Source organism: Mycolicibacterium arenosum, assembly GCF_024320865.1.
Lineage (GTDB): Bacteria > Actinomycetota > Actinomycetes > Mycobacteriales > Mycobacteriaceae > Mycobacterium > Mycobacterium arenosum.
The window spans coordinates 1-17,501 of the sequence record NZ_JANDBD010000023.1 but is presented as its reverse complement, the minus strand read 5'-3'; the positions used below and the strand labels follow the sequence as shown (position 1 = coordinate 17,501).

20 protein-coding genes are annotated in these 17,501 nt (G+C 67.8%); 6 read left to right on the top strand and 14 right to left on the bottom strand.

Annotation, left to right across the window (positions count from 1 at the left end; translation table 11 throughout):
• Nucleotides 1-624: 624 nt before the first annotated feature.
• A complete protein-coding gene (locus NM203_RS32785) occupies nucleotides 625-1,053 on the top strand; it encodes a putative quinol monooxygenase (RefSeq protein ID WP_255065248.1) in 429 nt (142 codons plus the stop codon).
• Between the two features lie 143 nt (nucleotides 1,054-1,196).
• Here NM203_RS32785 and NM203_RS32780 read toward each other — a convergent pair whose 3' ends face one another.
• The 8 genes from NM203_RS32780 to NM203_RS32745 form a co-directional block, all read right to left on the bottom strand.
• Nucleotides 1,197-1,619: a type II toxin-antitoxin system VapC family toxin gene (locus NM203_RS32780; protein WP_255065246.1), complete on the bottom strand. Its 423-nt coding sequence runs from the start codon at nucleotides 1,617-1,619 to the stop codon at nucleotides 1,197-1,199.
• Nucleotides 1,616-1,852 carry a type II toxin-antitoxin system Phd/YefM family antitoxin gene (locus NM203_RS32775; RefSeq protein WP_255065245.1) on the bottom strand — a complete coding sequence of 79 codons (237 nt, stop codon included), beginning with the start codon at nucleotides 1,850-1,852 and terminating at the stop codon, nucleotides 1,616-1,618. Before NM203_RS32775 ends, NM203_RS32780 begins: the two co-directional genes overlap by 4 nt.
• Before the next feature lie 481 nt (nucleotides 1,853-2,333).
• Complete coding sequence (locus NM203_RS32770; protein WP_308212869.1) at nucleotides 2,334-3,185, bottom strand: alpha/beta hydrolase; 852 nt, start codon at nucleotides 3,183-3,185, stop codon at nucleotides 2,334-2,336.
• 91 nt (nucleotides 3,186-3,276) lie between these two features.
• Entirely contained in the window at nucleotides 3,277-3,459 is a 183-nt protein-coding gene (locus tag NM203_RS32765) for a hypothetical protein (RefSeq protein WP_255065244.1), read from the bottom strand.
• 281 nt (nucleotides 3,460-3,740) lie between these two features.
• A complete protein-coding gene (locus tag NM203_RS32760; protein WP_255065243.1) occupies nucleotides 3,741-4,928 on the bottom strand; it encodes an ATP-binding protein in 1,188 nt (395 codons plus the stop codon).
• Between the two features lie 91 nt (nucleotides 4,929-5,019).
• The gene (locus tag NM203_RS32755; protein ID WP_255065242.1) at nucleotides 5,020-5,220 is read right to left on the bottom strand and encodes a hypothetical protein; all 201 of its coding nucleotides are present in this window, start codon (nucleotides 5,218-5,220) and stop codon (nucleotides 5,020-5,022) included.
• On the bottom strand, nucleotides 5,213-5,440 hold the full coding sequence (locus NM203_RS32750) for a hypothetical protein (protein ID WP_255065241.1): 228 nt from the start codon (nucleotides 5,438-5,440) through the stop codon (nucleotides 5,213-5,215). The genes NM203_RS32755 and NM203_RS32750 overlap by 8 nt, the downstream gene beginning before the upstream one ends.
• Nucleotides 5,433-5,756 carry a hypothetical protein gene (locus NM203_RS32745; RefSeq protein ID WP_255065240.1) on the bottom strand — a complete coding sequence of 108 codons (324 nt, stop codon included), beginning with the start codon at nucleotides 5,754-5,756 and terminating at the stop codon, nucleotides 5,433-5,435. Before NM203_RS32745 ends, NM203_RS32750 begins: the two co-directional genes overlap by 8 nt.
• 414 nt (nucleotides 5,757-6,170) lie before the next feature.
• Here NM203_RS32745 and NM203_RS32740 point away from each other — a divergent pair, with 414 nt between their 5' ends.
• The 4 genes from NM203_RS32740 (at nucleotide 6,171) to NM203_RS32725 (ending at nucleotide 10,657) form a co-directional block, all read left to right on the top strand.
• Nucleotides 6,171-6,518: a YbaB/EbfC family nucleoid-associated protein gene (locus NM203_RS32740; protein ID WP_255065250.1), complete on the top strand. Its 348-nt coding sequence runs from the start codon at nucleotides 6,171-6,173 to the stop codon at nucleotides 6,516-6,518.
• Complete coding sequence (locus NM203_RS32735; protein ID WP_255065239.1) at nucleotides 6,511-7,608, top strand: ESX-1 system-associated protein; 1,098 nt, start codon at nucleotides 6,511-6,513, stop codon at nucleotides 7,606-7,608. The genes NM203_RS32740 and NM203_RS32735 overlap by 8 nt, the downstream gene beginning before the upstream one ends.
• An 855-nt stretch (nucleotides 7,609-8,463) precedes the next feature.
• Complete coding sequence (locus tag NM203_RS32730) at nucleotides 8,464-9,660, top strand: hypothetical protein (protein WP_255065238.1); 1,197 nt, start codon at nucleotides 8,464-8,466, stop codon at nucleotides 9,658-9,660.
• A 373-nt stretch (nucleotides 9,661-10,033) separates the two neighbouring features.
• Nucleotides 10,034-10,657, top strand: coding sequence for a hypothetical protein (locus tag NM203_RS32725; RefSeq protein WP_255065253.1), 624 nt, complete (start codon nucleotides 10,034-10,036; stop codon nucleotides 10,655-10,657).
• Nucleotides 10,658-10,704: 47 nt separating this feature from the next.
• On the opposite strand, the gene NM203_RS32720 is transcribed toward NM203_RS32725, so the two are convergent.
• The 5 genes from NM203_RS32720 to NM203_RS32700 all read right to left on the bottom strand — a co-directional run bounded on the left by NM203_RS32720 (nucleotide 10,705) and on the right by NM203_RS32700 (nucleotide 16,312).
• Nucleotides 10,705-10,899 (bottom strand): hypothetical protein, encoded by a 195-nt coding sequence (locus NM203_RS32720; RefSeq protein WP_255065237.1) that lies wholly within the window; start codon nucleotides 10,897-10,899, stop codon nucleotides 10,705-10,707.
• Nucleotides 10,900-10,909: 10 nt separating this feature from the next.
• Complete coding sequence (locus tag NM203_RS32715; RefSeq protein WP_255065236.1) at nucleotides 10,910-12,334, bottom strand: PPE domain-containing protein; 1,425 nt, start codon at nucleotides 12,332-12,334, stop codon at nucleotides 10,910-10,912.
• 655 nt (nucleotides 12,335-12,989) lie between these two features.
• A complete protein-coding gene (locus tag NM203_RS32710) occupies nucleotides 12,990-14,381 on the bottom strand; it encodes a DUF1214 domain-containing protein (protein WP_255065235.1) in 1,392 nt (463 codons plus the stop codon).
• Entirely contained in the window at nucleotides 14,378-15,724 is a 1,347-nt protein-coding gene (locus NM203_RS32705) for a DUF1214 domain-containing protein (protein ID WP_255065234.1), read from the bottom strand. The genes NM203_RS32710 and NM203_RS32705 overlap by 4 nt, the downstream gene beginning before the upstream one ends.
• A gap of 96 nt (nucleotides 15,725-15,820) precedes the next feature.
• Complete coding sequence (locus NM203_RS32700; protein WP_255065233.1) at nucleotides 15,821-16,312, bottom strand: recombinase family protein; 492 nt, start codon at nucleotides 16,310-16,312, stop codon at nucleotides 15,821-15,823.
• Between the two features lie 100 nt (nucleotides 16,313-16,412).
• Here NM203_RS32700 and NM203_RS32695 point away from each other — a divergent pair, with 100 nt between their 5' ends.
• Nucleotides 16,413-16,832 (top strand): hypothetical protein, encoded by a 420-nt coding sequence (locus tag NM203_RS32695; protein ID WP_255065232.1) that lies wholly within the window; start codon nucleotides 16,413-16,415, stop codon nucleotides 16,830-16,832.
• Nucleotides 16,833-16,990: 158 nt separating this feature from the next.
• Here NM203_RS32695 and NM203_RS32690 read toward each other — a convergent pair whose 3' ends face one another.
• The gene (locus tag NM203_RS32690) at nucleotides 16,991-17,257 is read right to left on the bottom strand and encodes an alpha/beta fold hydrolase (RefSeq protein ID WP_255065231.1); all 267 of its coding nucleotides are present in this window, start codon (nucleotides 17,255-17,257) and stop codon (nucleotides 16,991-16,993) included.
• Nucleotides 17,258-17,501 lie beyond the last annotated feature (244 nt).

Sequence of the window (17,501 nt, the reverse complement as noted above, 5' to 3'; positions counted from 1 at the left end):
CCCAGCCGAAACAGCCGACGTCAGCACACATAAACGCTAAGCCTCGTGCCCCAGATTCAATGAGAAAGACACGCACTTACCCCAGATTCAATGAGAATGCCCCAGAATCAATGAGAACGGACAATCGCAACGCCTGTCGCCGCACGCGACAACGGTCACAGCACTGGGCGAATCGGTGAGCGCTGTCCTGCGTTCGGCGACGGCTCCGGTTTGGCACTTTGTGGCCGTAACTCACTGTAGCGGAACCCTTCTCACGATACGTCACAGTGACGATTTGAAGGCGCTGGGGAGTTCGTGGGGCCCTGGGTTCGATATCCGATGAAGTCCAGTCGAACTCCGCAATGGACTCCGGCAGGGTCGGCACTACGCCGGAACCCCGCCCTGACCATCGAGCTCAAACGTGCCGATGTCTCGGATGAGGCTCGAGGCATCGCGCGAGAAGTGCCGGAAACGGCTGTGTTCTCGTCGACCACGGACGGACTGCTCCCTACCGCGCGACGCGCTCAACCCGGAGGGCCGATCCTGTGCTCGAGCACGGGCGGCTTCTCACAAGACATACTCCACTATTGACATGTCATAATTGGAATGTCAGGGTGGGAGCGCCGAATCGAAAGGAGCGATCACATGCCGACACTGCCGTGGACGAACGGACGAGCGGTCGCGGACCCCGGCTCCGCAACGGTGCCAGACGAATCGGCGGCCGTCGTGATGGCGTCTCGATTCGAACTCAAGGCGATCGGTGACGCACCCGCGTTCCTGTTGGCCGCCATGCGAATTCGACGCCAGATGCTCCACTCCCCCGGCAACCTCGGAGTCTCGCTGATTGCCAAGCCGTTGAGCCGGACGTTCTTCACACTCTCGGCGTGGCGGGATCAGGCGGACCTCGATGCAGCCGTGCCGCGCCAGCCTCACGCACAGACGATGAGGCGGTTCCACGACCGGATGTCGGCGTCGCAGTTCGTCTTCTGGTCGAGCCGTCCATGCGACCTGCCGCCCGCGTGGCCCGATGCGCTCGAACGGCTTGACGCCGGGAACCGTGACCGAAACGAGTAATGCTCGGTAGGCGTTAACTCGGCGGGTTGTCTTAGCGGCGGTGAAACACCGTGACCGAATCGACGGCAAGTTGAGTCCCACGAGGGCGCGTCGGCACGACAGTCACGGGATAGTCGAGGTGACGTGACGGAGTGCGCCGCCGTTCAAGCCGATCTCGGGTTCGGTACCGGGCGCAGTTCCAGGCGTGGAATTCCGGCGAAGTCGCTTGGATTGCAGGTGTAAAGACCTACGCCGTAGGCGATCGCGCTCGCGGCGATCAGTGCGTCGTACGCCCGCGCCGCGGGCTTGCGTCCTGCCGAACGCAGGGCTGCCGCGACACCTCCGAACGCCCGCGCGCAGTCGGCGTCGAACGGAAGGATCTCGAAGTCCGCCTCGGCCTGCTGCAGGTGTTGTTGCCGCGCAGCGCGTTCGTCGTCGGAGCGGGCGACGTGGGGACCGACGGACAACTCGGCCAGGGTGATCGCGCTGATGACCGACTCCTGGGGAAGCAACGCAGGGTCGGTGATGTCGCCGAGCAGGATCACCGTCGACGTGTCCAGCATTCCGCGGGACGGCGACTCGCTCACAGCGACGGATCGATCACGTCGTCGATGTCGCGGCGCAATTCGTCGGGGTCCACCGCGGGCAGACGGCGACGACGACGGATCAACTCGGCGGCACTCAAGCTCGGTCGCGGGAGCGGTCGCAACTCGGCGACCGGCGTGCCGTCGCGGGTGACGATTACGCGCTCGCCGTGCTCGACGCGACGCAGAACTTCTCCCCCGTTGTTGCGCAGGTCGCGAACCGTCACCGATTCCATAAGGTCAGAGTATCACCGGTGAGACATGAATGCGGTCGGACGAATGGCGATGGACTGAGCGAGCTGTACAGCAAACGTGCGACTACCTGACAGGCTCGTCTTCTCTTCCACACGTTGGGCTTAAACGATTCGAAGCACGATACCTCTGATACCTGCCGCTGCAGGCGTGGCAGCTGCGCAGGGTTTCCTATCGCGATCCGACTCGAGCATGCGCGATACGTCGGCGGGTCGGCACGACAGTCGCGTAGTAGTCGGAGTGACGTCACGAAGTCCGCCGCGGTTCAACCCGATCACGGGTTCGGCACCGGATGCGAGCCCGGAGGCGGAATACCGGCGAAGTCGCTCGGGTTGCGCAATCGTCATCCGCCTCGACTGCTTGCCAGGGACTGCAGCGACTTCGCTGAATAGGAGTGTGTTACGTCGTACTCCGGCACGCCTCCCCCCACGCGTCCCGGAGCGCGGGCGACAGTTGGTCGCAGCCCTAGATCCCTCGGCTCTCGAGCCAACCGTCGACGCGCTCGGCGACGGACCTCCATCCCGGTTCCAGCATCATGTCGTGACCCATGTCCGGAAAGAGATGCGCCTCAGTGCGATACGCCAGCGCCGTGGCACGCACTTCGTTCGTTGAGACCCCGCCGTCGCATTCGCCGCCCATCACTAGGATCGGCGCCGTGATCCGGGCGACGTCGATCCCCTTCGATGACATGGTGGCGACGAGGGCCTTCGCACTCTCCTCCTGCAGTCTGGCGGAACATCTGGCAACGACGTTGTCGGGAGTGCTCGGTGAGAAGAACGCCTCTCGCGTAAGCGGCAGCGGAGTGAGGCCGGGCAGTTGCCTTCCCGTCAGTGTGGATTTAACGGCGAGCCAAGGGTGCCGCCTCATCCTGCGCAGGGTCATCGCGACGGAGCCACCCGGCGGAAGCGAGGCCATCAGCACGGCGGCGGGCGCCTCGTGTGACTCGAGGTACTTCTGCACGACGTAGCCGCCCATGGAATGTCCTACGACGACCGGTCGGATGGGCATGCCGTCGGAGATTTCGGCGACATCGCTGACGTAGTCGTCGATGGTGCACTTCCGGAGCGGTTTGGGAGACGTGCTGGTTCCGTGGCCGCGGAGATCGAGAGCCGCTGCCCGGTAACCCCTTTCGGCGAAGAACTGTATGAAGTGGTCGTCCCACGACCACGCTCCGTGCCCGCTCCCGTGAACGAACAACAGCGGAACGGGATGCGCTTCGGTGACAGAGCCCTTGTCGATCACTTCGAGCATGCGCTCGCCCTCCCCGTAGCGCGACTTCCCGGTGATCTTCGCAGGCGATGGGCGCAGATGAGGCACGATTCCGCTGATGCGCACTCGTCGACGCCGCCTGGACACGCCGCGAACGGCCGTCGGAAACCGCCCCTTGGCGATCGCACGGTCATGTGAATCAGGGGTCGCCGAGACGGTCGAGTTCGTAGGCGACGTCGCGCCAGAGTGACGTGGCGCCCGCCAAGGAGACCGTCGCTTCCGTCACCGGCATCGCGGCCGAGAACTGCAACTCACCGAACGCGCTGCACGTGATGATCGCGACCACCGTTGCCGGGCAACCGGGTTCGGCGACGATCGTCATCTCGATGGGCTACCAGGGCGCCCCCGGCACCGGCACGATCGACAAGATAGTGAGGTCGTTGCGGCCGGCTTCCTGAGCGGCCCGGCACGTTCGTGTCGCCTCGGCGGCGACGGCGCTCGGCAGTGACGACGGCCGAGTCGGCGACGGGCGCGATCTCCGGGATCGAGCCGAGGATCGCAGGCTGAGTGTGCTCTCGCCCGAACGCGAATCGCGGAACCGGACGGCTTCCGAGACGCCGGTTCGCGATAGCCGCGTGCCGAGCGTGTTCCTCGCAATACGAGTTACGGACGCACGTCGTCACCGGCCTGCCGTCGGATGAAGTCGGCCATGTGCGGAACGGTGAAGGCGATGCGGCCGTGTTCGGGAGCCCAGATCAGCCCCTTCTTCAGCGCGGAGTCCCGCACGTCGCTGACCGCCGACGCCGACGCGCCCATCAACCGGGCCACCTGACCCGATCGGGGGGACTCCTCACCGGTGTGCGCGATGGCCGCCATGTAGCGCCGCTCCCGTTCGGTGGCCCGGCGCCAGCGCGACGGGAAGAACCCCTCGTCGAGGCGTTTCACCCCGACCTCGACGGCCAGGTACGCGTCCTCCTCGTCGAACGGCGCGTCGGCCGCGACGTTCCAGACCGCTTGCCCGAACACCTGCAGGAAGTACGGGTAACCGCCGCTGGCGGCCACCAGGATGTCCAGGGCGTCGGCGGACAGGTCGCCGCCGAAGTCGCGTATCGGCACCCTGAGCGCATCGGCGGCGGCGGCGGCGTCGAGCGGCCCGATCGAGCTGTAGGCGAACTGCCGCTCGGCGTAGGACCTGGTGTCGGCGAGCACCGCCGGCAGATTCGGCAGTCCCGCGCCGATGATGAAGAACGGCCATTCGCGTTGTCCGGCGCGGTGCTGCGTCGCCAGCAGCGCCGACAGCAACCCTCGATCCAGATCCTGCATCTCGTCGATGAACAGCCCGAACGCGCTGCCCTTCGGCTTGATGGCGGCGGTGATCTCCTCGACGAGTTCCTCGACGTCGAGGGCGATGTCACCGGTCGCGGCGGCCTCCCCCGTCGACTTGACGGTCAGCTTCGCCGGGCCGAGCGCGACGTCGACGGAGAACCTGCGGGCCATCTCGATGAGCGGCTCGACGACCTTCTCGATGCGGTGCTTGCGGCTGAACCGTCGCAGCCCGACGGTCAACTCCTGCGAGAGCTGCGCGCGGACGGCGGTCACCCCCGCGTCGTCGGGCCTCGCCTCGATGGTCACCGTCAGCCAGCCCTGTCGGTCGGCGTGGTCCGCCAGGCGGTTGAGCAGAGTGGTCTTGCCGACTCCCCGCAGCCCGCTGAGGATCATCCCGCGGTCGTAGTTGCGCCGCTTGCTGCGCGCGACCAGCAGGTCGAAGTCCTCGAGTTGACGGTCGCGGCCCTCCAGCGCCGGCGGCCGCAGGCCGGACCCCGGCTTGAACGGGTTCAGCTCGCGATCCATATGGCCGACTATAGGGCACTATGGCATTCGGGCCATACTCCCCGATACACGCCGAGAAACACGCGCCGCGGTCGCCGCCCGACTCGGGTGCTCAACCCCGGTTCGCCCACCGCGCGACGACCAGCACCGCGACCGCCGCGATGATCCCGATCGTCGCCGCGACGCCCGTATGGTCTTCCGCGACCCCGAGCAGGATCAGCGCAGTCGCCCCGAACGCACCGGCGGCCATCAGTCGCGTGAAGTGCCGACCGGGGTGCGGCCCACGATCCGGTTCGCGCCCTGCGTCACTCACCGCGCCGCATCCGCCGTTCGTAGGCGCCCTGCAGGATCACCCGGATCTGCTCGGTCTCCGCCGGTGTCATCGCGGCCCACACCGCGGGATCCTGCAGCCGCCGCCGGACCCACTCGCCGATCCCACCCTCGTAGGGACCGCCGTCACCCGCGGTGCCGTGACGGGCTCGCGCCGCCGCGATCACCCTGTCGGTGAACTCCTCGTCCGACTCGTCACCCATCGAATCGCCCCGTGGGACGACGCCGCCACATCGTCCAGTGGTCGGCCGAGTCGAACCACTCCCTGTGACCGCCGTCGTCGTGTCGACTGCGGTGCGGGCCGGAGTGGCCGTCGGCCCTCACGCACACGTCGCCCGCGGAGGGCTGCGACGGCAGCAGTGCCCAGCAGCGGGGTCCGCCGTCGAGCCGCCGTTCGGCGGCCTCCTCGAGGAGGCGGTCGATCCGCGCCGATCGGGCGCTGCGGCGGGGCTTGAACAGCAGGACCGCCGTCGTGACGACGCAGGCACCCATCAGGAGCAGCCCGTCGTACACGTCCATTGCGGCTCCTCCGCCGGCGTCCTGATCGGCGTTCGTTCGCCATACCCCGCCTGCTCCCGCGATAACCGGCATCGACTTCGCCCGTGACACACGAGACGCGGTGGTGCTCATGACCACGGCGTCCCCGGCGATCGCCACCGCCGCCTGCGCGCGATCTCACCTCGTCACCCACGACGCCTGCGGACACACGGCCACCGACGATCGGGCCCCGGCTAACTCCAGCACCGCGAGAAACCGCCTCTCCGCGCCGACGCGACGAGCCGACGATTCCACGCGACGACAGTCCTCGGACGTGCGTCACCACACATGGAGCGGGCCGTCGCAGCCGGCGGTACGACCAGGGAGGATCATCGGGCGAGCAGTGGTATCGTTCGCGCTTGGCAAATCCACGAAGGCGAAAGGGCGCGGCGCGTGATGCACGACATGCACCCCGATGTCGCCGCGGTACTCCACCGCGCGCATCGGCTGCAGTCCGTGATGGACGAGTACGTCGCAAAGGTCGCCAGTCGGACGTTCACCGCAGCCGACGACGACCGCACCGTCGAGGTCACACTGGACGGACACCACCGCGCGACCGTGGTGTTCCCCGACCTGGCACCGCTCGACGACGACGCCCGACGTGATCGAATCGGCCGGGCCTCGCAGCGGGCCGCCGAGCTGGCCGACGACTCCAGGGCGGCCGACGTCGTCCGGATCAGAGCCGAAGTCGCCGAGATCATGCGCACCGAATGGTGTCCCACCCGATGGGGCCGTGATGAGTGACGACGGATCCGAGCAGTTCCCACCCGGCTGGGTTCCCGACGCCGCACCGGTGCCGAGGAGAAGGCCCACCGGGAACAGGCGATGGGTCGTGCCGCTCGCCGTTCTCGGCGTCGTCGCAGTGGTCGTCGCGGCCGTACTGATCGTCACCGACGACGAACCGTCGCCCGCGACCGTCGCCGGCACGTCGACGCCGTCGTCGGCTCCCGCCGCACCCGCCCCGCCCTCGGGTGACCCGACCGCGATCGCCAGCGCCACCGACACCGGTCCGGTGAAGATCATCGCCTCCGACATGACCTGCCAACCCTGGCGGGAGATCCAGAGCACGGTCGCCTCGGCGCAGTCCGGCGGGTGGGACCAGCGCGACCCCTCGATCCCCGGCGCGGCCTGGACCCCCCAGCTGAAGGCGCAGTACGAGCAGGTCGGCACCGCGCTGCGCGCCGCCGCCGACCAGGCCGTCGCGCTGGCCCGACAGACCCCGAATCGTGTGCTGCGCGAGCTCTACGAGGTGTTCACCGCCTACGGCCGCGCCTACGCGGCGGCTCTGACGAACTACCAGCCCCCGCAGGACGCCTACGCCCGCGCGAACACCGCCGCGCTGCAGGCGATCTCGGAGATCTGCGCCGCCGCCGACGGCGGCTCGGCGATCACCAGGGCGACGCAGGTACCGCCCGCGGCGCCGCCCACCGCGCCCGCCCCCGCCGGCGACCCGGCCAACCCGGAACGCTTCATCCCGCAGGCCGGCCCCACGTGCGCGCGCTGGGTGCCCGCCGAAGGCGCGCTCGCCACGGCCGTGCAGCCCTGGCTCGACCTGAACCCCGATGTCCCGGTGGCGCAGTGGACACCCGATCAGCGTGCCGCCCTGCAGAGCGCCGCGGCTCAGTTCACCGCCGCCGCCACGACCCTCGAGGCCGACGGGCGCGGCAGCGGCACCCCGCAACTCGAGGACTTCGCGGTACTGGCCGCGCAGTACTTCCGTGCGTTCAACGCCGCGGTCCCGAACTACTCCGCAGCCGACCGCAACCTCGGCATGGTGGGACTGCGCCTCGACACCCTGGTATCGTCGGCGTGCCAGGCGGCCGCAGCGGGATAGCGCCGCTCGCAACGACTCTCAGCGGCGTTCCGGTACCACCGGCGTCGGCGGTGGGATCGCCCGCGCCCGCATCGGGCCGCATGGTCGCGGCCGCGCGGAGGCACCGGTGGCTGGGGTACGTCGGTGGCGAGCGGCGGACTGCGTGAGGAGGTGTGCCGTCGTGAGTTCCGGCACGCCGCGATTCGCGTATTCACGGCACGGCGGCCTCGAGGGGCCGCGGATACCGCGTTCAACCAGTCGAGTAGCTCGCCCGAATCGTCCATCGCCGTCGGATGCCGCTGACGATCGGCTTGCGCAGCAGTGTGGCAGTGGTACGGCGGACGACGTACGCCGATGACGTCTCGCCGGAGTTCGACGACTCCGCGCCTCGGTCGGAGCCGACCGCGGACCCCGTTCGAGTAGTGCGCTACGCGTGAGCACTCGGTGCCACGGACTTAGCGTTCGACCATGGTGCCGGAATCGATGAACGGTCGCAGGAAGACGGTCTGTGGCCGGAAACCGTCCGTTCCCGTGCCGACGTCTCGTCCGCGCCTCACGCGCCGGACCGTCCGTCGATGTCGGAGGGGGGTGAAGTCATGATCCGCAGACTGTTTCGTCTGGCCCGCGCCAGTCGCTGGGGCTGACCACCGGACACGTCCTGCGCTGCGTTGACGCGCAGGGTCGTGCGGTGACCGGTCGAAAGCGGGGCCGGTGTTCGCTCGCCACGTCGTCCTCGTGGTGGGTCCGTCGATCGTTGCGCGATCGATCGGGCGGGGGTGAGGAGGATGCCGCAGGCATCCACCTCACCCCCGTGTCACGAGCGGCGAAGAACCCCCGCCGACGTGCTCGACAGCACTGACCGATCGGAGGTCTCGAATGGTGAGACTGGCGCCGGACGCCCGTTACCGCGTCAGCAAGCGCGGACTGGTGTTGGCCGGCGAGACCGGTGAAACCGTCCTCTTCGAGCACCCCCGCGCAGCCGACCTACCCGATCTACTCGGCGACGACCCCACCTCGGCTGTCCTGGTCAGCCGGCTCGGACCGCCCCTTGACGACACCGTCGTCGACGACCTCCTCGATCTGGGTATTCTCACTGACCGCGCTCGCCCGCAACGGAATCCGAGCCGGCACCGCTCGGTGTCCGTCACCCGGTCCGGTCTGCTCATCCGCGGTATCGCCACGCCAGCGCGGCTGTTGGACCGCTATCTGGTGCCTGTTCTCCTGCATCCCGCCGGCGCCGTCGCGATCGCCGCGGTGGTGCTATCGGGCGTCGTCGCGTTGCTGACCGGGCGTCCCACCGGCCTACCGGCGGTGAGTTCGGCGCCGGCCGTCGAGGCGCTGCTCATGATCACGATCGGCACGGCCGCCACGGTGTGCCACGAACTGGCCCACGCCGTCGCGCTGCACCACTTCGGGCGGATCCCACTGCGCGCGGGCTTCGGATTCTATTGGGGCGCACTGTCGTTCTTCGTCGACTCCACACCCGCGCTGACCCTGCCGCGCCGGCAACGAGTCACCCAGGCGCTGGTCGGCCTCGCGGTGGACGTGGTGACCACCGCCGCCTTCGCGATCGCGGCGCACCTCTTGGTATCGCACCCGTTGATCGCAATCGTGCTCTGGCGCCTGGCGATCCTGAGATGCGTCGACATCGCCGTCAACCTGGCCCCCATCCTGCAGGTCGACGGACACTGGGCGCTCGCCGACTACCTCGACGAACCGGACCTCGCACCACGCGCCCGCCGCGCCGCCGGGCGGGCGCTGCGCGGGCGCCTGCCCGACGGGCAGCGCGCACTGGCGGGTTACGGCGTGTTCAGCCTGATCGTCGGGATCGCCCTGATCGCCATCGGCGCCACCGTCTTCTGGATCAACTCCTCAGACCTGGTCGTCGCCCTCTTCACCGGCGATACCACCGACATCCTGATCGGTGTCTACTACGTGGGCCCGCTCGTGCTCGGGGTCGCCTTCAGCGTTCTCGGACTGCTGCTGGAGACGCTCTCGGTGGGCGTCGACCGTCACACGCTCCCGCCGTCGGCATTCAGCGCGCCGGACGACGCCACCCACGACCACGGATGACGGGGACGCCGAGCGCCGTCTCCGGCCGATGAAGGCGCGCCGTTCACCGACACCACGCACACACAAACCACGTGGGAGTGCGTGGGGCGCCGGGGATCCGACCCCTGCGAAACGCACCGCCGACGAGGTGCACGCCGAGGGTGAGCCACCGGTGCGCCGGAGTTCGACGCAGCGTCGAACTCCGGCGCACCCGCCCGTCGTTACGGATACCTCCGCTGACCGTCATTGCCTCGAAAACGGTTATCCGTCAGTGGTTTTGATCATCAGAAGGATATCCGTCGCAGGTTGCGGATACCCGCCGCCAGCCCCTTCCGGGGCGGTTCGCCGATCGCTACGCTGAGCGTCACCAGTCCCGGTCGCAGAACGGATCACCGTGTACCGACTCACCGTCGACGCCGCCGACGCCGTCGCGGTCACCGAACACCCCGACCGCGACGCCGCGCACGGCCGCCTGATGCGCCACGTCGTCACCGGCGACTACTACCTGCGCACCGTCCGCACCGGCCCCGCCCACAGCACCTACGAGATGCTCCACCTCGCCGATCATCGACGCCGGCCGCGCAGCGCCGGGCACGCCGTCATCGAACACGTCGACCCCGAGCGCCGACCGCCGATCGATCCACACGTCGTCGCCGACGCCGCCTGCGACTGGATCGCGCGCCACGAACGCGCCTGGCGGCACGGCCACGACACCGACTCGCGCGGCGGCTATCCCGGCGCCGTCCTCACCACCGCCCGCGCCGAAGCCCGCACCTGGTTCCCGGCCGGAGCCGCACTACCCGAAGCCGCCCGACTCGCGGACGCGGAAACCGCTTCACCGCTCCCACAGGTGCGCCTGGAGGAGCTGCGTCGCCGCGCCGTCACCGCGGCCGCGCCACTCGACGCCCGCCTCGCCGACACCGTCATCGCGCAACTCGACCCCGCCGCACCGGCGTCGACCACCGCGGCCCTGATCTGGTGGTACTCGCTGATCACCTGGGGGGCGACCGCACCGTGACCGCCGAGCCGTAGATGCTCACGAAAAGCGCTGCGCTTCGGGAGCTCTCAGGAGCCGGCGCGGTCCGACCGATGGATCCGGTAGGCGCGGTAGCCGGTGATCAGCGCCAGGCCCGCCGATGCGGCGATCCCCAGCCATCCGTTGTCGGTGGCGAACCCAAGGCACAGGACCGCCACCCAGAGGACGCAGAACGCGGCCCACGGCATCCATCCGCGAACCGTCCGGTCCGACACGCGATTCATCGAAACCGCCTCACTCCGTGCACCGTTCGATGATCTGAACCCCGTCGATGGTGGCCGCGAGACCCAGCCCGATCTGCGCGATGGCCGCCGGGACGCCGACGCCGGTGGCCGCCTCGACGGGGGTGGTGAGGATTGCGACGGGTCCGCCGACGGCCTCGGCGACGCCCTTGGTCCAGTCCTCAAGGCCGCAGCCGGGCGGGGGCGGGGCCGACGGCACCGACGTGGACGGCACCGCGGGTGACCCGACGAACGGTGGATTGACACCGGGCATGCGCGGTGGCGAGGTCGCCGGGGGGAGATCCTGCGGTGTGAGCAGGCCGCCGGTCGGATCGACGAGGCGGGGCGTCGCGTCCGGCGGTACGGCCGCCGCCACCTGCGGGGGCACCGGGAACGGACCGATCTGGGGTTGTCCTCCCGGGGTGTTCACGACCGGACCCGGCCCGGTCGTGTGGTCCACCGGGACCGCCCGCACGTCACCGGGCCGGTCGGGGCCCACGATGACGTCGTCGGGTCCGGCGGATGCGGGCCGAGTGTCCGCGTCGGCGCCGGGGGCGATGCTCGGCGCGGGCGACAGCGGGTGCGGCAGCCCGCCCAGCGTGCTCGTCGTGCTGGGGTGGTATCCGGCCAGTACGCCGTCCAGGGCCTGGGTCTGCAGTCCGGAGTAGTGCTGGGCGGCGACGCTGAGGGCGACCGGATCACCGGCGGCCTGCGCGGACAGGATGTCCCGGCGCGCTCGGGCGAACTCGTCCGGCGGCGGGACGGCGGCGCGGGCGTCGTCGAACGCGTCGGCGACGTGATCGGCGGCCGCCGCGAGCGCGTTCGCGTGCACCGCTGCTCCGTTCAGCCAGTTGCCGTGCCGTTCGATGTTGGCGCCGGCCTGCTGGATGCCGTCAACCCAGTGCTCGTCGACTCCGCGGCCGTGGCCCGCGACCCGCCCGGCGGTCTCGTCGAGGCCGCCGGCCTGCGCGCGCAGCGCCTCGGCGAACGCTCGAAGCCCGGCCGATCCGGGTCCGCCGTGGATCAGCGCCGACCACTGCTCACCGGGCAGCAGCGGCGGGGCCGGGACGGTCGGCAGCGGCGGGAGCGCCGGGAGCGTGGGCAGCGGCATCGACGCGGCGGAGAGTGTCGGAACACCACCGGCGGGCGGGGCACCTCCCGCGACGGCGCGAATCGCGGCGGCGTTGCCTGCGTCGACGCCGGCGAGGGTCGCCGCGGTCGCGGCCACCGCGCCACCACCGTGCGCGCGCACGGCCGACGAGTAGTCGACGGCGGCGGCGAGCGCCTGCGCGTGGGCGGTGAGGGCGCCCACCGCGCTCACCGACACCGGATCGGCGCCCGGAGCCCAGCACGTAGGTATCACCGCCGCGGTCGTGCACCCGGCGAGCCCGGTGCCGTGGTCGGCCAACGCCGTGTCCTCGAAACGCACGGTCCCCATCCGACCATTCAACCGCACCTCCACAGGGGGTCCGTGCACGAATTTCCGCGCGGGTGCGAGGCCCAGGGCCCAATCGCAAGGCGCGCAATGCCGGCGGACCGCCCCGTGTTCCATCGGCTCCCGGCCGTCGATGCCGGGCACCAGCGGTCCCGGTTTCCGATCCCGCTGGGCTCGAGGACTGTTTCATTCGGTGTCGCTTTGACGTTGTTCGAAACCCTGCGACGCTTCCGATTCATCACACCCAAAGCACGGTGGCGCGGATTCTTGCCGAGCGCCGGCACTGTCACGGGCGGCGTGTATCAGCTGCGCTAGAGCCGCTTACGACTCGTTAGCGCTTAGGGCACCCGATCGATTGACCGCGTCCCGCGGGGACGAGGCGCTACACGTTGAAGCGGAACTCCACGCTGGGCGTTTGCTCCGGTTGACCGCGTTGGCTTCGATAAGCCTTAGCAGGTCAGAAGGTTGGGGGCGTTGGCTGCCGCATACGGGGAATGAAGCTGCTGCGGACGCACTGCGGACCGATGACGGTCGTGTCAGCTCGGAGAGAGAGTGAGCGCTGGCCGTGCGAGGCGCAGCCGAGTCCTGAGCAAGGGGCACCCCCCACCCTCATCGGTAACCAGCAAGCGTTGCGTTCAACAGTGCAGAGTCACGCTACCTAAGCCTGATCCGCCTCGAAATCACTAGGCTTCCAAGAACCATCGAAAGCCGCTTGGTCGGGACCGTAGATGCGAAAGTAGGCGAACCATCCTTTGCCTGGAATCGTCTTGATCCAGCAGCCTTCTTGATCGGCGGGTGGCTGCGGACCGAAGTAGAGTTCGGCCAACGGCCCTGACAGAGCGTCTAATTCAAACAACGAACGCAGAGCCGCCTTGCCCTGATCGGTCTGGATTTGGCTGCGCGTTTCGGCGTCGTAGACAGTGACCGACCAGAAGAGCTTGGCGGGCACAGGCAGAGGCACTGTGAGTTTGTAGGTTCTGCCGCCGTCGAGGTAGGACCCCGCTTCATCGCTCAACCCCAGCCAGTAGAGCGAGCCGGCACCGGCATCGCGGCGAAACATTGCCGGTGAGGTGGCGATGGCTTGGAAGAACCACTTGTCTAGTGCATAGGTGTCGCGGAAGTTGGGAGTGTCGAAGTTGCCGTTCTCGAATCGCAGCGCAGCCCATTGCCATTGACGGTCATCCCACACGATGCGGTCGGGCCTACGGTCTGCGAAAGACTCCACCCGCATTTGCGCGCAGGCACTGCGAGCACCTTGTATGAGGATGCGGCTCAATCGGTCATCGGGATTGAATGGCTCACTCTTGGCAATGCCGAGCGCCGCGAGGTCGCCGTACTGAGCAAGGCTGTCGCCGAGTGGCGGCTCGGTCTCGACCACACCGTGGAGGACTTCCCAGAATTCGAGGCTCTGCTCGTACCGGTGCGGTGTCGTGTCTTGTGGCGCGGGGGTCATGTCGAACCAGGTCGGCTCTGTCCAGTCCGGACTGGGATTTAGCGGATGCACGTTGATGGTCTTGAGCCGCTCAATCGCGGCGGGCACGTCGCCGTGCTCGGGAAGTGAGCGAACGCCGACGACGACCCGGTAGGAGTCAGCTTCACTGACGTGGTAGCCGGACGGCACCACCTCCCGATACCCAGGGGGGAGCAGCAAGTGCTTTCCGCCGTTGCCCGCGTCGGGTCCGGGGATGCCCATGTCCTGTATCCATCGTTGATGGATGTCCAATGCCGCGCCGATGATCGGGCCGGCGGGCACTTCGATCACCATCGGGCCGATGCTCAGGTCCAACAGCACACCGCCGTATGGGGTGTCCGAATTGAGCGTGAAGCCGACGTGGCGCGGTTGAGTGTCCATGTAGCCGAATACTTTGTTCGGCAGCGCGCCTGCTTCCACGGTGCCGTCGTATATGGCTGCGCCGGAAACCGTGCGGTAGAAGAACCGATACGACTGGATGGCCCGGTTGAGGTCGACGGCGTCGAACGCCTGACCCACGGCATCGGGTGTTGGATAGCCGTCCCCTACATGGGGTTGCGGTTGACTGTGTGTAGTCATGGGGCGATCCGTTCGATGCCGCCAAGACGCCATGTCTTGTCGAACAACTTCTGCTCAGGGCCGTAGAAGCGGGCGAGTACCTCGAAGTGACCGTCCGAATCGGTTGGCACCCAATTGGATTCCACAGCAGGTGTATGTGGGCCGAAGTAGACGTCAACGGAGCCGTCGTCGTTGATGCTCAGTCCTGGGGTTTGCGAGGAGCGCCCCGCCCGCCGGGCATTGCGGATCAGGGTGTGGGTATCGCGGTTGTAGACGGTCAGTGACCAGTACTGGGTTACCGGCACCTCGGCGGGAACGTTGACGCGGTAGGACGTGTCTCCACGCAGCGCCTGTCCGTTTGTGTCCTCGGTTGCCATCAAGTAGTACTGCGCCTCGCCAGCATGGCGAGCACTGAAATAGATGAAGGTGTACAGCCAGCCGCGCTCGTCCACCGGGTAGGAATCGGGGGTGGTGAAGCCGTTTGCGATGCTCTTTTGCAACTCCGAGCTGACCGGGAAGAACCAGCGATCGCCGTCGTAGAACGGCGTGGTTCTGGCCCACCATCGCTGCAGTTCGGCCTTGACGTGTGTCATCGCCTCGTTCAGTACCTGGCGTGCCTCCGCGCTTGGGGAGAAAGCCGTGCCGCGTTCGATGCCGATGGTCTTGAGTTGGTCGATCATCGCTTTGTCGCGGTCGCGCCACGGCTCGGCTTGGATCATGCGGTTCAGCGATTCGAAGAACCGAATGTCGTAGGGGATGGTGGCGTCGTAGATCACGTCGATGGCATCGACGTACGTGGTAGCCGACGGATTGGCCGCCTCCGACAACGGATAGAGCTTCATCCGTCTTCCATATTCCACCGCGGTGGCGACGTCGGCGTCGCTTCCGCTGCGCAAGACTGACCGCACCAGCGCATATCCGCGGTATGTGTCGCACGGCATCGCGACATAACCTTGAGGCACACTGTCGGAGTCGTAACCGGGCGGCAGGATCAGGTACTTGCCGCCACGGCCTTCGTCCATACCGCCGGGGCCGATGTCCTCAATCGCCGCCTGCCAAAAATTCATCACGCTGCCGTTGAGCACCCCATCATCGGCAGGTGGAATCTCCAGCACCATCGGCCCGACGTCGCTGGTGTCGAAGAACGGCATGAAGTAAATAACGTCCGGGTTTGGGGTCAGCGTCTGATTCTTCCAATCCAGCAGCCGAGACCAGTAGACGATTTGGTTGTATTCGCCACCGAGTTTGTCCACCATCTCGCGGTACATCAACTCGAAGTTGACCGCGGGCACACCCCAAATCGCAGCTTCGATACCGCGGCGCAACACCGCAGCATTACCGAGCGAATCTGCTTGGTCATTCACCCCGCCATGATCGCGGTTCCGCGCCGACCGTGCGGGGTTTTCACTTCGGCGGACGCGGGCGAGGTCATGAAAGCCCGGACACGGAGCACCGCTAGGTTACTGTCCGTCGCTCACGGCTAGCACCCGGTACACGGTCGCTCGCGAGACGCCGAGCGTGGACGCGATTGTGCTCGCCGACTCGCCGCTATCCTGCACGCGACGGGCCAAGGCGATCTTCTCATCTGTCAGCGCCTTCGGCCGACCTATGGACTGTCCGCGTGCCCGCCGTGCGTCCCGCGCTGCCGTGCGGCGTTCCTTGCCCAGTTCCAGTTCAAGTTCGGCAAGACTGGCAAGCACTCCGGCCACCATGCGACCCGCAGCGTTCGACGTGTCGATGCCCTCACGCAGTGAACGCAGCACGATGCCGCGCTGACCGAGGTTTCGGATTGTGGTCATTACCTCCGCAGCATTACGCCCTAGGCGGTCGATGCCAACGACGACAATGGCGTCGCCGTCGCGTGCGTAGTCCAGGAGCGCAGCGAGTCCGGACCGCTCCTGCCGCGTAGAGGTGCCGGAAAGCTTGTCGGTGTAAACGCGGCTGGCCTCCAAGAAGCGCGAGTGGCGCGAGGAGATGAAGCGTCGCAGCGATCAGGCTGGGATCAGCCCTGCACGGCACCGAATCACCCGTCGGGTGCTGTGGACGTTGCTGATGCTCGCCGTCCTGGGGATCGCGGCGTTCATCGCCGGCGTCGTGGTCGGCGGTTCACTGGTCTGGATGGGTTTGGCGTTGTTCGCAGGCTCGTTCATCCCACTCGTTGTGGTTGTGGAGGTCCGGGAGCGCAAAATCGCCAAGAGTCGGTGGCAGGTGGGGACCGTGACGTTTCGCACCGTCGAACCCGGCCGTGTCGATGAATACGGCCAGGAAGTCGTCTGTGAGGTGACCGTGAACCCCACCGCACCCATCACCCGGGTCGCCGCGACGATAGGCCTGCTGGACACCCAGTGGCTCGTCGTGGGCGCGACGACCCGCTGCGTCGCCGACCCCCGCCCGGCGGTGTTGCCCAGGGTGGTGTTGCGGCGTTCCCCTACGCCGGGGACGACGCCACCCTCCCGTCCAGTCGCGAGGTGAAATTCTCCAAGGCAATCCGCCCCGGTAGGTGGACGTATGGCTCGACCGGTCCGAAGTCCGTTGGGCTGTGATTGCATTGCTCGCAGACCGCCACGCCCGCCCTCCGCGGCGGCTGCCCAGCGAGAACGCGGACGTCGACGCTTGCCGATCGCCTCGGCTCAGGCCCACTTCCCGAACCAGTCCACCAGGAGTCTCGCGGTGGCCTCGGGTTGCTCGTCGGGAATCCAGTGCGAGCCGGGAAGCGCTTCGAACCGGAAGTCGTGTGCCACGTATCGTTCGGAACGACGGACGGCGTTTCGGTGGATGTACCTGTCGCCCTCACTCCAGATCGTCAGTGCCGGAACGGCGACCGTTCCCACGCGGCCCGACCACGGTGCAGCGCGGTACCAGTTCAACGCCGCCGTGTAGGCACCTGGTTCCGTCATGGCCCTAGCGTCGCGGTCGGCGAGGTGCGGTTGCTGTCCTCCGGACGTCAGCATTCTGGACAACCTCCTCCCGCTTCGGTCGGCGCCGAGGTAGTACCACTCGGGTAACAGCGGCAGTTGATGTCAGTTCCGGTCGAAAAGTGAGCAGGTGATTCCGGGGTGGGTTCTAATCAACGTCGCAACACCGACGGACTTTGTGAGGTTAGCAGAGCGGCGAATAGGTCAGCGGGACAGCGATCTTGGA

Coding starts and splice junctions, on each gene's coding strand:
- NM203_RS32785 (WP_255065248.1), top strand. CDS start 625: ATGCCGACACTGCCGTGGACGAACGGACGAGCGGTCGCGGACCCCGGC.
- NM203_RS32775 (WP_255065245.1), bottom strand. CDS start 1,852: ATGGAATCGGTGACGGTTCGCGACCTGCGCAACAACGGGGGAGAAGTT.
- NM203_RS32765 (WP_255065244.1), bottom strand. CDS start 3,459: ATGACGATCGTCGCCGAACCCGGTTGCCCGGCAACGGTGGTCGCGATC.
- NM203_RS32760 (WP_255065243.1), bottom strand. CDS start 4,928: ATGGATCGCGAGCTGAACCCGTTCAAGCCGGGGTCCGGCCTGCGGCCG.
- NM203_RS32750 (WP_255065241.1), bottom strand. CDS start 5,440: ATGGGTGACGAGTCGGACGAGGAGTTCACCGACAGGGTGATCGCGGCG.
- NM203_RS32745 (WP_255065240.1), bottom strand. CDS start 5,756: ATGGACGTGTACGACGGGCTGCTCCTGATGGGTGCCTGCGTCGTCACG.
- NM203_RS32740 (WP_255065250.1), top strand. CDS start 6,171: ATGCACGACATGCACCCCGATGTCGCCGCGGTACTCCACCGCGCGCAT.
- NM203_RS32735 (WP_255065239.1), top strand. CDS start 6,511: ATGAGTGACGACGGATCCGAGCAGTTCCCACCCGGCTGGGTTCCCGAC.
- NM203_RS32730 (WP_255065238.1), top strand. CDS start 8,464: ATGGTGAGACTGGCGCCGGACGCCCGTTACCGCGTCAGCAAGCGCGGA.
- NM203_RS32720 (WP_255065237.1), bottom strand. CDS start 10,899: ATGAATCGCGTGTCGGACCGGACGGTTCGCGGATGGATGCCGTGGGCC.
- NM203_RS32715 (WP_255065236.1), bottom strand. CDS start 12,334: ATGGGGACCGTGCGTTTCGAGGACACGGCGTTGGCCGACCACGGCACC.
- NM203_RS32710 (WP_255065235.1), bottom strand. CDS start 14,381: ATGACTACACACAGTCAACCGCAACCCCATGTAGGGGACGGCTATCCA.
- NM203_RS32695 (WP_255065232.1), top strand. CDS start 16,413: ATGCTCGCCGTCCTGGGGATCGCGGCGTTCATCGCCGGCGTCGTGGTC.
- NM203_RS32690 (WP_255065231.1), bottom strand. CDS start 17,257: ATGACGGAACCAGGTGCCTACACGGCGGCGTTGAACTGGTACCGCGCT.